Origin of the sequence: Peribacillus simplex NBRC 15720 = DSM 1321 (genome assembly GCF_002243645.1) — a bacterium.
Classification (GTDB): Bacteria; Bacillota; Bacilli; order Bacillales; family DSM-1321; genus Peribacillus; species Peribacillus simplex.
The window spans coordinates 4156473-4169017 of the sequence record NZ_CP017704.1; the positions used below are offsets into that span (position 1 = coordinate 4156473).

Genomic DNA, 12545 nt, shown 5'->3' on the forward strand with positions numbered 1-12545 from the left:
TGGGTCAGTTGGTTCGGAGACATCTTTGATGAATGGTATATTTTCGCCCCCCTTTTATCTACAAAACGAACTTTCTGAACCAGGCTGTTATTTTTTAAGAAACCCTTTAGGAAAAGGGTTTCCTCGTTCATTATCAGGAATTCTCAATAGACTATTTGCTTGTTTATTGATAAAGCCGCAAGGTATAATGACAAAGGAATTTTATTTTAAGTAGAGTAACAAGGAGGGGGAGAAACATGGAAAAAAACGTATATGGTGTTTTTGACTCTAATCCGGAACTACTTGCTGCAATTCAAGACTTAAAAGCTAAAGGCGTGTCTGGCACCCAAATGACAGTGGCAGCTGATATAAAAAAAGATGTGCAGCTTGGAAATGAACATACGGATTTACTGATCATCGCCAATCAGGATAAGGAGGACACTCTTTTTTTAAGAATCTTCCACTACTTCACAGATGAAGGATCTGGAGATTTACGCAGCTTTTTCACGAAATACGGCTACTCTTTTGCTGAGACAAAAGCGATGCTTCAAGAAGTGAGCGCAAAAAAATTCTTCTTGCTGCTCGATGAAGAAGTCTCCATCGAAGAACTGAAGGCTGGCGTAGCGAAATTAAAAAAATAACAGCCTTTGAAGGCTGTTATTTTTTTAATCCTGCTTCGAGGGCAGTGATCATTTCCTGTTTTTCCTGCTCAGATGAATTTTGCCAGATGACCTCGAATAATACTCCCAATCCAGGAAGCATTTTTTCCTCGCCATTTTGTATGGCATCGACAATCGTGTCTTCCAGCTGATCTTGCGAATTTCCAGATACATTTTGGATGATCGCATTACGTAAGTTTAAATTCATAATTATTCCTCCTCTAACACATAATGACTGACAGTAATAGCATTTCACAAACTCGCATGCAATATGTATGTAAATTGCGTTATAATAGGAAAATCAGTGTGAAGTTAAAGGAGCGTTTACCCTTGAAATATATCGAATCCGTAAAAAACCCTCAAGTTAAGCAATGGAAAAAACTTTTGACGAAAAAAGAACGAGATAAAACAGGGAAATATTTAGTCGAGGGTTTTCACCTAGTTGAAGAAGCCCTAAAAGAAGAAATTGTCTTGGAAGTGATCATCAATGAAGAAACTGAAATGCCTGCACATTTTAAGGTGGAAGGCACAGAACTCATTTATGTGAAAAATGATATTATGAAGGCGATTTGCGATACCGAAGCCCCGCAGGGAATCGCCGCGGTTTGTGAACAGAAATCAACTAGCATGGCGTCCATAAATCCGGATAAACTATTGTTGATCGATGCCGTCCAAGATCCGGGGAATATTGGAACGATGATCAGGACAGCTGATGCAGCTGGAATCGATGCGGTCATTCTTGGCGAAGGGTGTGCTGACTTGTATAATCCCAAAGTAGTCCGTTCGACGCAAGGGAGCCTCTTCCATATGCCTGTCATTAAAGGTAACCTTTCCGAAATCATCGATGAGCTGAAGCAAAGCGGCACTCCGGTTTATGGCACGGCATTAGAAGGCGCATCACCATTTGAAGAAGTGGAAAAGTCTTCCCGTTTTGCCCTGCTGGTCGGTAATGAAGGCCAAGGAGTATCGAAGGAATTACTGGAGAAGACGACTAAAAACCTTTATATTCCCATCTACGGAAAAAGCGAATCATTGAATGTGGGGATTGCTGCCGGGATTTTAATGTACCATTTACGAAAATCGATTTGAAACGGCCGAAGAATTATAATATAATAAAACAGAATTTTATAATGAAAACAACGATGACAAAGAGTAGTAGCTTAAGTTAACCATATCCAGGGAAAAAATGCCTTGACTGAAAGCATTTTTATGGCACTGCTTAAGGGAATTCACCTTTCGAGTTGGCATTGGGAAGACAGGATGTCCGAAAAATGTTCCGGTGAAGAGCCGTTATTTTTAATGAAGTGAGTGCATAAGTTTTTTTGTTTGTGCACTAATAAGGGTGGTACCGCGATACATAAACCTCGTCCCTTTAGGGATCGGGGTTTTTTTGTGTTCATTTTTACAAAAGGAAAATAAAGGAGGAAGACATGATGCAGGAACGATTACTAGAACTGCAGGAAGAAGCGTTGCAAAAAGTTGCCGCCGCTTCCGAATTAAAAGAACTGAATGAAGTCCGTGTTGCTTATTTAGGGAAAAAAGGGCCAATCACTGAGGTATTGCGCGGCATGGGTAAATTATCTGCCGAAGAACGCCCGAAAATCGGGGCACTAGCCAATGATGTACGGGAAGCGATCGCAACAAAGATCGAGGAGAAACAAAAAACACTTGAAACTGCGGCAGTCAATGCAAAGCTAGCAACTGAAACGATTGACGTCACACTTCCAGGACGTCCGGTAAACAAGGGAAATCTTCACCCATTAACACGTGTTGTGGAAGAAATCGAAGACTTATTCATTGGTATGGGTTATACCGTTGCGGAAGGTCCTGAAGTTGAAAGTGACTACTACAACTTCGAGGCACTTAACTTGCCAAAAAGCCATCCGGCACGTGATATGCAGGATTCCTTCTACATCACGGATGAAATCCTTATGCGTACGCACACTTCACCTGTTCAAGCCAGAACGATGGAAAAACATAAAGGTCAAGGTCCTGTTAAAATCATTTGCCCAGGAAAAGTATATCGCCGTGATAACGATGATGCTACACACTCCCATCAATTCCAGCAAATTGAGGGCTTGGTCATCGATGAGAACATCAGCATGAGCGACCTGAAAGGAACGCTTGACGTATTTGCGAAAAAAGTATTCGGGCAAGACCGTGAAATCCGTCTTCGTCCAAGTTTCTTCCCATTTACGGAGCCTTCCGTCGAAGTGGATATTTCTTGTAAAATCTGCGGTGGTAAAGGCTGCAGCGTATGTAAACAAACAGGCTGGATCGAAGTGCTTGGCGGCGGGATCGTTCATCCGAACGTCCTTGAAATGGCTGGCTTCGATTCCAAGAAATACTCCGGATTCGCATTTGGAATCGGCGTGGAACGAATTGCCATGTTGAAATACGGTGTGGACGATATCCGTCATTTCTATACGAATGATGTTCGATTCTTAAAACAATTCAACCATCACGAAGCATAAATTTTTATTTTAAAAAGGAGGACCTACCATGTTTGTGTCATATAAATGGTTACAAGATTATGTTGACCTTTCAGGCATCAATGCGACGGAGCTAGCTGACAAAATCACGAAAAGCGGCATTGAGGTTGAAGGGGTAGAAAAGAAAAGTGAAGGGCTAAAAGGAGTCGTCATCGGGCATGTCATTGAACGTGAACAGCATCCAAATGCGGATAAATTGAATAAATGCCAAGTTGATATCGGGGCCGAAAATCCCGTTCAGATCATCTGTGGAGCACCGAATGTCGATAAAGGCCAAAAAGTCGCAGTCGCTACTGTTGGCGCAGTCCTTCCAGGTAATTTCAAAATCAAGAAAGCGAAACTTCGCGGAGAGGAATCGCACGGGATGATTTGCTCTCTTCAAGAATTGGGCTTCGAATCCAAGCTCGTTTCCAAGGATTACGCTACAGGTATCTTCGTCTTCCCAAATGATGTGGAAGTAGGGAAAGATGCATTGGAGGAACTTGGTTTAAGTGATGAAGTGCTGGAACTTGGGCTGACTCCAAACCGTTCCGACGCATTGAGCATGCTTGGTGTTGCATACGAAGTGGGAGCCATTCTAGGCCGTGAAGTGAAATGGCCGGTTGTCGAGAAAGTAGAGGCAGCTGAAAAAGCATCAGATTATATCAGTGTCAAAGTGGAAGCGAAAGAAGATAACCCGGTATACATTGCTAAAATCATCAAGGATGTTAAGGTAGGACCCTCACCGCTTTGGATGCAGACTCGGTTGATGTCTGCAGGTATCCGTCCTCATAATAATGTGGTGGATATCACGAACTACATTTTACTTGAATACGGTCAACCGCTTCATGCCTTTGATTATGACCGCTTTGGTTCAAAGGAAATCGTCATCCGCAGAGCGAAGGATGCTGAAAAAATCGTAACTTTGGATGAAACGGAACGCGCTTTGACACCTGACCATTTAGTGATCACAAATGGCAGCGAGCCTGTTGCGATAGCTGGTGTGATGGGCGGAGCGGATTCCGAAGTGAAAAATGATACGACGAACATCATTATTGAAAGTGCATATTTTGCAGGTACAGTAGTTCGTAAAGCTTCAAAGGACCATGGATTACGCAGTGAAGCTAGTGCCCGTTTTGAAAAAGGCGTCGACCCGGCCCGTGTTCGTGAAGCTGGAGAACGTGCTGCACAATTGATTGCACAATATGCAGGCGGAACAGTCTTACAAGGAGCAGCAGAAGTTGACGAATTGACAATGGAACCTGCGGTCATTAGCATCACTCTTGAAAAAATCAACACACTTCTTGGAACAAGCATGACCGTATCAGTTGTGGAATCGATCTTCAAGCGTCTGCAATTCGGCGTGGAACTTGACAATGAAACGTTCACAATCACAGTCCCGACGCGCCGTGGTGATATTACGATTGAGGCTGATTTAGTCGAAGAGGCTGCACGTTTATATGGATATGATAACATTCCCACTACACTGCCGATCGGTTCTGCTACCCCAGGCCAATTGACTGACTATCAAATTAAACGGCGGAAGGCACGACGTACACTTGAAGGCGCAGGCCTTTATCAAGCTGTGACCTATTCACTGACAAGCCAGGAAAAAGCGTCCCAATTCGCATTGGAAGCAAGAGAATCCATACGATTAGCAATGCCAATGAGTGAAGAAAGAAGCCAGCTGCGTTTAAGCATCGTGCCTCAATTGCTAGAAGTCGTGAAATATAACAATGCCCGCCAAATTGATTCACTGGCACTGTATGAAGTCGGTTCCGTATTCTTTAAGCGTGACGAACAAGAACTGCCTGAAGAAAAAGAACATATTGCTGGAGCAATCACTGGCTTATGGGAGTCACATCTATGGCAAGGTGAAAAGAAACCAGTGGATTTCTTTGTAGCCAAAGGCGTGATCGAAGCATTATTCGACACACTTGGATTAGCTGATCAAATCAGTTATCGCCAAGCGGAAATCAACGACATGCATCCAGGACGGACAGCGGAAGTAATATTGAATGGTGAAGTAATTGGCTTTATCGGCCAAGTGCACCCAACTGTCCAAAAAGACTTGGATATTAAAGAAACATACATTTTCGAACTTTCCTTAAAAGCATTGGCCGAAGCCGAAGTCGCGCCGATTGCGTACCAAACCATTCCGCGCTATCCATCAACAACACGCGATATCGCGCTCGTTGTGGATCAAGCTACGAAAGCCGGGGACATTCAGGATATTATTGAAGAAGCCGGTGGCAAACTGCTGAAGGAAGTAAGCATCTTCGACTTATACGAAGGTGAAAGAATGGAGGAAGGCAAGAAATCCATTGCCTACTCACTGAAATACTTCGATCCGGAACGTACTCTAACGGACGAGGACATTACAAAAGCACATGATAAAGTTCTTGAAGCCGTTAAAGAAAAAGCTGGCGCAGAACTAAGAGGATAAAACCAAAAGACAGCTCCCTGAATCTTGGGGAGCTGTCTTTTTGGATTTACGAGTAAACGGAACAAACTCACGAGTAAACCGCGTAAACTCACGAGTAAAAGGCGGCTGTTCCGAAAGATCAGCCGCTTTCTTCTATTTATGATATTTCTGTTGATATAGTCGCTTCGCTTTTTCTGTATTGGCGAAGTGGGTTTTCGTGAATTCGTGTAAGGAATCGATTCCTTTTTCATGAATCAACCTTGCGGCGGCTTCATCGACTGCAAATCCGGCACCTTTTGGGATTTTGAATCCGGCTTTTTCACTCAGCAAGTCAAAGCGTTTGACGAATGCATATCGGGCCAGGATGGATGCGGCTGCTACTCCAAGGTGAATGCCTTCCGCTTTTGTACATAGATAGGTGGCATTAGCTTGGAATAGTTCTTGCCCTTTTAGGTAATTGAAAAATACCTCTGGTTGAGCGAATTGATCAATAAGGACCGCTTCCGCTTGTTCCGGCTGGATTTTTTGAATGAGATTCTTGATTGCTTGGTTATGGAGGAGTCCCTTCATTTTTCCTTGTGACATTCCCTTTGCCTGCAGCGCATTATATTTCGGGTTGTCGCATGTAAGCAGGCTGAATGGCACTACATCCTTAATCTGTTTGGCAATTTCGATGATCTGTGGATCTTTCAGATTTTTGGAATCCTGGACACCAAGCTCCTTCAATAGGGCTAGTTGCTCCTTTTTTGCATAAACGGCTACGACGGTCATCGGGCCGAAATAGTCTCCTGTTCCGACCTCATCGGAACCAATCACTGACATGGTTCCGATATTTGCAGGTGGCGAATATCGATGGACGTTGACTGATGCAGATGATGCCGTTTTTTTCTTTGGAGCCGCAGCAGTGGTGCCTTTTTGCCACTTTACCGCTTCTAGTTCGGCATTCTTACCCTGAAAAAGTACCTTTCCGGATTTATAGGCGGTCACCGTACATAGCGGCGGTTTGGCGGAAAAGATGCTCCCCGGGGGAAGCTTGGCGGCCAAGGATGAAGAATAATGGGACTTCATCGCCTTTATTTGTTCAGGACTGATAAGTAAAACAACATGGGACATAATGGGTAAGCTCCTAACTTCATTTTGTTTATTGGGTAATCTTCTTCCTAAATTCGATTTCGTTTGACAAATTATTGAAATTTTTATGCAAGAAATGACGATGTACTCTCTTTCGTGACGAAAAACTTCATGATATGATAGAATTAGGATTGTTTAGATTGGGGGCATCATTTTGTCAGACGATAAACGAAATAAAACAACAGTTGATATATACGGACAACCATATACAATCGTCGGCACAGAAAGCGCAAGTCATATGCGCCTGGTCGCTTCAATGGTTGACGAAAAAATGAGAGAGATCAGGATGAAAAATCGATACTTGGATACAAGTAAGCTAGCAGTGCTAACGGCCGTAAATACCGTCCACGAATATATTAAATTAAAAGATGAATTAGACCAGCTTCAACTGGAATTAAAGAGAGAGAAGGACTGAGTACATGCTTGATTTAGCAATACTGGCCATTCTTTTAATCGGTTTATTAATCGGTTTAAAGCGTGGCTTCATTTTACAATTGGTTCATATGACAGGGTTCATAGTGGCCTTCATCGTCGCATATGTATTTTACGGAGATCTTGCTCCCAATTTGAAATTGTGGATCCCGTTTCCAACGATGGGTGATTCCTCGACCCTTAATATGTTTTTCGATACAGTCGGGCTTGATACGGCGTATTACAATGCTATTGCCTTTGCAATCATTTTCTTTGCTGCCAAGATTCTTTGGCAAATGATAGGATCCATGCTCAACTTCATTACCCATCTTCCGATATTAAAGCAGCTGAATCGCTGGGGTGGAGGGATATTGGGTTTTCTAGAAGTCTATCTTATCATGTTTATTATATTATATATAGCTGCCATGCTGCCAATGGATTCCATCCAGAAACCATTAACGGGATCATTTCTGGCAGAATCGATCGTGAAACATACGCCGTTCCTTTCCGAGCAAGTGAAGGAGCTTTGGTTTCAGGATGTAAAACAATCTTAATGTCAGTATAAGTGGGCCTGCCTCCCTTTCTCAAAGTCCTGGATTCCTATACTTTGAACGGGGGAGGCCCCTTTTTATGTAGCAGCATGTAACTTCCTCCTATTTGATTCGAAAGGTAGGAATCGGACTGCTTGTACTTTACCTCCAAGAAAGGTATCTTTAAGAAAGTGAACATGGGACACCCTACTAATTTTTTCGGCGGTGAATTAAATGACAATTAATAAAAAAGATATCATTAAACTATTAGAAAAAATTGCAATATATATGGAACTAAAAGGAGAGAACCCGTTCAAGGTTTCAGCTTTCCGAAAGGCAGCGGGCGCCTTGGAAACGGATGACCGGAGCCTGTCGGCCATCGAAGACTTTACCGCTTTAAATGGAATCGGGAAAGGAACGGCATCGGTCATCGAAGAGTATATAAATGAGGGAAAATCGACGGTACTTGAAGAGCTTCAGGAGCAGGTGCCAAAAGGATTGATTCCGCTCCTTCAGCTTCAAGGTTTGGGCGGGAAGAAAATTGCCAAGCTTCATAAAGAGCTGCATGTCAATGATGTGAATGATCTTAAAATCGCCTGTGAGGAAGGCAGGGTTGCGGCGCTTGCCGGTTTCGGCAAAAAAACGGAAGTTAAGATCCTGTCTGCAATTGCCGAGGCGGGTTCAAGGCCCGATCGGCTGCCCCTTGCCTTCATGAGGCCGATTGCGGATGATATTGAAACGGCCCTTGCTAACATGGAATACATAATCCGTTCTTCCAGGGCCGGCAGCATCCGGCGTATGAGGGAAACCATCAAGGACCTCGATTTCATTATCTCGACAGATCATCCTGAAGAGGTTAAGAATCAACTGCTTGCATTAAAGGGAATAAAGCAGGTGATTGCGGCCGGTGATACAAAAGTATCGGTCGTCCTTGATTATGAATATGATATTTCTGTTGATTTCCGAATCGTGAAGGATAAGGAATTCATCACGACACTCCATCATTTTACAGGTTCGAAAGATCACAATGTGCGGATGCGCCAGCTGGCTAAAGATCGCGGAGAGAAAATCAGCGAATATGGGGTGGAAGTGACTGAAACCGGTGATGTATTGACTTTTGAAACGGAAGAACAATTTTATAATCATTTTGGCCTTCCTTTTATTCCGCCAGAACTGCGTGAAGACGGAACGGAAGTGGAGCATTATGATGCAAATGAACCTCTCATATCTTTAGAGGCCATCAAAGGTGACCTGCACATGCATACGACATGGAGTGACGGTGCCCATACGATTGAAGAAATGATTGAAGCATGCCGTGCAAAAGGGTATCGATATATGGCCATCACCGATCATTCGCAATATCTGAAAGTGGCGAACGGCTTGACCGTGGAACGTTTACGTGAACAAAAACGGATCATCCATGAACTAAATGAAAAATACGCTGACTTTACCGTTCTTTCAGGGATTGAAATGGATATACTTCCTGATGGGACACTTGATTATGACGATGAGCTGCTTGCAGAGATGGATTTGGTGATCGCATCGATTCACTCAAGCTTTTCACAGCCTCGGGAAACGATCATGGAGCGCTTAAAAACGGCTCTGAATAATCCGCATGTCGATATCATCGCCCATCCAACGGGAAGGATCATTGGCAGACGCGCCGGATATGATGTTGATATAGAGATGCTGATCGAACTGGCTCGTGAGACGAATACTGCCTTGGAATTGAATGCGAATCCGAACCGATTGGATTTGGCACCTCCCCATCTGCGCAAGGCACAGGAAGCAGGCGTTCCGATCGTAATCAATACGGATGCACACAGCATCGACATGCTTGAACATATGCCTGTTGGGGTCTCGTCGGCCAAAAAGGGCTGGATTAAAGAATCAACGGTTCTTAATGCAAGGGATACAGACGGCTTATTAGCGTTTTTAAAGAGAAATGATTAACTATTTGCCCATAAATAAGGAGGAGCTTTAACTCCATGCATAATAAAGCTTTAAAGACATTGGAATTTCATAAAATAAAAGAACAATTAATCTCACACGCATCCTCATCCATAGGAAAAGAGAAGGCAGAGCAATTGATGCCTTCCACGGATTTTGAAGAGGTTTCGAGATGGCAGGAAGAAACAGATGAGTCAGCCAAAATCGTCCGTTTGAAAGGCAACTTGCCATTGGGCGGGATTTTTGATATCCGTCCACATGCAAAAAGGGCACAGATTGGCGGAATGCTCTCACCGATGGAGTTGATGGAACTTGCGAGTACGATTCGTGCCGGCAGGATCCTCAGCCGTTTCTTCGAAGAACTCGCAGAGCAGGAAATTGATGTTCCGCTTTTAGCCGAATATATCGATTCTCTTCATCCATTGATTGATTTGCAACAGGAAATTACGTATGCAGTAAGCGAACATGGTGAAGTGATGGATTCTGCCAGCGACAAGCTTCGTACCCTAAGAAACCAGATTCGGACGAACGAAAGCCGTGTCAGGGAAAAACTAGAAAGCATGATCCGTTCTTCCAATGCATCAACAATGTTATCCGATGCCATCATCACCATCCGGAATGACCGATTCGTCATCCCGGTAAAACAGGAATACCGCAGTGTGTATGGCGGGATCATTCATGATCAATCCTCATCAGGGCAGACGTTGTTCATTGAACCGCAAGCAATCGTTCAACTGAATAATGTCCTGCAGGAAACCCGAGTGAAGGAAACGCAGGAAATAGAACGGATATTGGTCGAACTATCGGAAAAAGTCGGTGCGTTCACCCCTGAATTGCTTCATAATGTCAAAGTGCTTGCACAAATCGATTTCCTTGTCGCCAAGGCAAAGTATGCAAAAGCGATAAAAGGATCCAAGCCGATTCTGAATAATGAGGGACGCGTGAAATTATTCAAAGCGAAACACCCGCTCATTCCGAGTGATGTTGTCGTGGCCAATGATATTTTTCTTGGAGATGAATTTACGACAATCGTCATCACCGGTCCGAATACAGGTGGTAAGACGGTTACCCTGAAAACAATTGGGCTCTGTACGTTAATGGCCCAGTCCGGTCTGCAGATCCCTGCGCTGGATGGTTCCGAAACGGCTGTGTTTTCCTCTGTTTATGCCGATATTGGCGATGAACAGTCGATTGAACAAAGCTTAAGTACATTCTCATCGCATATGGTCAATATTGTCGATATCCTTAAGCATGTCGATTATGACAGTCTTGTTTTATTCGATGAGCTTGGAGCGGGTACTGACCCACAGGAAGGTGCCGCTTTGGCCATTTCCATTTTGGATGAAGTGTATAAGCGCGGAGCACGTGTGATTGCAACGACACATTACCCGGAATTAAAAGCGTATGGATATGATCGGGAAGGGGTCATTAATGCAAGCGTCGAATTTAATGTGGAAACCTTGAGTCCCACCTATAAACTTTTGATCGGTGTACCAGGGCGGAGTAATGCGTTTGAAATTTCCAAGCGCCTTGGTTTGGAAGAAAGCGTGATAAGCAACGCCCGCAGCCATATTGGTGAGGATACGAATAAAGTTGAGAATATGATAGCATCCCTTGAAGACAGCCGAAAGAAGGCCGAAGAAGAGGAGCTGGAAGCCAAGAATCACCTGGAACAGGCGGAAATTCTTCATAAAGACCTTCAAAGGCAAATTGGTGAATACCATGAAGAACGGGATGCTATGGTCGAAAAGGCAGCAAAAGAGGCAGCGGCAATCGTTGAAAACGCACAAAAGGAAGCGGAAGCGATCATTTCCGACTTACGTAAACTGCGACTCGAAAAGCATGCCGATGTTAAAGAGCATGAACTGATCGATGCAAAAAAACGGCTTGAAGAAGCAGCGCCTAAAGTGAAAAAAACATCAAATAAAGCTGCGAGGCCGCTGGATAAAAGCTTGAAACCCGGAGATGAAGTAAAGGTCGTAAGCTTTGGTCAAAAAGGTCACTTGATAGAGAAGGTCTCGAATAATGAATGGCAGGTTCAGATCGGCATCATGAAAATGAAGGTGAAGGAGTCTGACCTGGAATTCGTCAAGGCCACAAAAGTTAAGGAAACAAAGCCGCTGACCACGATCAAAGGCCGCGATTATCACGTTAGCGTAGAACTTGATCTCCGTGGAGAACGCTTTGAAAATGCAATATCAAGAGTGGAAAAGTATATTGATGATGCTCTTTTGGCCGGTTATTCGAGTGTCTCCATCATTCATGGTAAAGGAACGGGCGCTCTTAGGTCCGGGGTCCAGGAATACTTGAAAAATCACCGCTCTGTCAAAAGGATTCGCTTCGGTGAAGCCGGTGAAGGCGGAACAGGTGTTACGGTGGTGGAATTTAAATAAAGGAAAGTGGTCACTCCGGCTATTCAGCCAAGCCGGGTGGCTAGTTACCATTCGGGAGTTGGACCATGGAGAACATGTGGGAAAATGAATATGTATATATAGCTGCTCGTTACAGTGTCGTTATTCTGTGCATTATTGTTTTTTTATCCATTTTTGAACTTGTCACAAAGTACAAGAACTGGGAGGAAATCAAACAGGGAAACCTTTCTGTCGCGTTGGCAACAGGTGGTAAAATATTTGGAATCGCCTATGTATTCCAACAATCCATCCTCCATCAGAATTCGCTTATTACCATGATTGGCTGGGGCGTTTACGGATTTGTCCTGCTGTTGATCGGTTATTTCATTTTTGAATTTATGACTCCTGGATTTAAAATAGATGAAGAGATACAAAAAGATAATCGGGCAGTTGGATTCCTATCGATGATCATATCAATCGCATTATCTTTTGTCATCGGCGCCGGAATTTCTTAATGCCCTTCATGAGAGGGAGTAAGCTGTGGAGAAACTTGCAAAAGTCTTAATTGTTTGTTGCGGAATCTTTTTTCTATTTGGAATCATTTATATGATATTCTTCACTTGAGAGAAGCGGCCATC

At 43.7% G+C, this 12545-nt stretch carries 11 protein-coding genes and 1 other annotated feature; of the genes, 9 read left to right on the top strand and 2 right to left on the bottom strand.

Annotated elements, in window-relative coordinates:
* Positions 1–236: 236 nt before the first annotated feature.
* On the top strand, positions 237–620 hold the full coding sequence (locus BS1321_RS20065) for a general stress protein (protein WP_063232762.1): 384 nt from the start codon (positions 237–239) through the stop codon (positions 618–620).
* Positions 621–636: 16 nt separating this feature from the next.
* Here the strand turns inward: BS1321_RS20065 and sspI are convergent, their stop codons facing one another.
* Entirely contained in the window at positions 637–846 is a 210-nt protein-coding gene (sspI, locus tag BS1321_RS20070; RefSeq protein WP_061464325.1) for a small acid-soluble spore protein SspI, read from the bottom strand.
* 122 nt (positions 847–968) lie between these two features.
* On the opposite strand from sspI, the gene BS1321_RS20075 reads away from it, so the two are divergent.
* The 3 genes from BS1321_RS20075 to pheT all read left to right on the top strand — a co-directional run bounded on the left by BS1321_RS20075 (position 969) and on the right by pheT (position 5555).
* Positions 969–1727, top strand: coding sequence for a TrmH family RNA methyltransferase (locus BS1321_RS20075; RefSeq protein WP_063232763.1), 759 nt, complete (start codon positions 969–971; stop codon positions 1725–1727).
* Positions 1728–1771: 44 nt separating this feature from the next.
* Positions 1772–2013: a binding site (T-box leader), on the top strand.
* A gap of 58 nt (positions 2014–2071) precedes the next feature.
* A complete protein-coding gene (gene pheS, locus BS1321_RS20080) occupies positions 2072–3112 on the top strand; it encodes a phenylalanine--tRNA ligase subunit alpha (RefSeq protein WP_063232764.1) in 1041 nt (346 codons plus the stop codon).
* 28 nt (positions 3113–3140) lie between these two features.
* The gene (pheT, locus tag BS1321_RS20085; protein WP_063232765.1) at positions 3141–5555 is read left to right on the top strand and encodes a phenylalanine--tRNA ligase subunit beta; all 2415 of its coding nucleotides are present in this window, start codon (positions 3141–3143) and stop codon (positions 5553–5555) included.
* Between the two features lie 132 nt (positions 5556–5687).
* Here the strand turns inward: pheT and rnhC are convergent, their stop codons facing one another.
* Positions 5688–6647, bottom strand: a complete 960-nt coding sequence (gene rnhC, locus BS1321_RS20090) for a ribonuclease HIII (RefSeq protein ID WP_063232766.1) — start codon at positions 6645–6647, stop codon at positions 5688–5690.
* Positions 6648–6819: 172 nt separating this feature from the next.
* Here rnhC and zapA point away from each other — a divergent pair, with 172 nt between their 5' ends.
* The 5 genes from zapA to BS1321_RS20115 all read left to right on the top strand — a co-directional run bounded on the left by zapA (position 6820) and on the right by BS1321_RS20115 (position 12422).
* On the top strand, positions 6820–7080 hold the full coding sequence (gene zapA / locus BS1321_RS20095) for a cell division protein ZapA (RefSeq protein WP_063232767.1): 261 nt from the start codon (positions 6820–6822) through the stop codon (positions 7078–7080).
* A gap of 4 nt (positions 7081–7084) precedes the next feature.
* A complete protein-coding gene (locus BS1321_RS20100) occupies positions 7085–7630 on the top strand; it encodes a CvpA family protein (RefSeq protein WP_063232768.1) in 546 nt (181 codons plus the stop codon).
* 210 nt (positions 7631–7840) lie between these two features.
* The gene (gene polX, locus BS1321_RS20105) at positions 7841–9559 is read left to right on the top strand and encodes a DNA polymerase/3'-5' exonuclease PolX (protein WP_063232769.1); all 1719 of its coding nucleotides are present in this window, start codon (positions 7841–7843) and stop codon (positions 9557–9559) included.
* Between the two features lie 35 nt (positions 9560–9594).
* Positions 9595–11949 (top strand): endonuclease MutS2, encoded by a 2355-nt coding sequence (locus BS1321_RS20110; RefSeq protein ID WP_063232770.1) that lies wholly within the window; start codon positions 9595–9597, stop codon positions 11947–11949.
* 65 nt (positions 11950–12014) lie between these two features.
* Positions 12015–12422 carry a DUF350 domain-containing protein gene (locus BS1321_RS20115; protein WP_063232771.1) on the top strand — a complete coding sequence of 136 codons (408 nt, stop codon included), beginning with the start codon at positions 12015–12017 and terminating at the stop codon, positions 12420–12422.
* Positions 12423–12545 lie beyond the last annotated feature (123 nt).

Coding starts and splice junctions, on each gene's coding strand:
- BS1321_RS20065 (WP_063232762.1), top strand. CDS start 237: ATGGAAAAAAACGTATATGGTGTTTTTGACTCTAATCCGGAACTACTT.
- sspI (WP_061464325.1), bottom strand. CDS start 846: ATGAATTTAAACTTACGTAATGCGATCATCCAAAATGTATCTGGAAAT.
- pheS (WP_063232764.1), top strand. CDS start 2,072: ATGCAGGAACGATTACTAGAACTGCAGGAAGAAGCGTTGCAAAAAGTT.
- pheT (WP_063232765.1), top strand. CDS start 3,141: ATGTTTGTGTCATATAAATGGTTACAAGATTATGTTGACCTTTCAGGC.
- rnhC (WP_063232766.1), bottom strand. CDS start 6,647: ATGTCCCATGTTGTTTTACTTATCAGTCCTGAACAAATAAAGGCGATG.
- BS1321_RS20100 (WP_063232768.1), top strand. CDS start 7,085: ATGCTTGATTTAGCAATACTGGCCATTCTTTTAATCGGTTTATTAATC.
- polX (WP_063232769.1), top strand. CDS start 7,841: ATGACAATTAATAAAAAAGATATCATTAAACTATTAGAAAAAATTGCA.
- BS1321_RS20110 (WP_063232770.1), top strand. CDS start 9,595: ATGCATAATAAAGCTTTAAAGACATTGGAATTTCATAAAATAAAAGAA.
- BS1321_RS20115 (WP_063232771.1), top strand. CDS start 12,015: ATGGAGAACATGTGGGAAAATGAATATGTATATATAGCTGCTCGTTAC.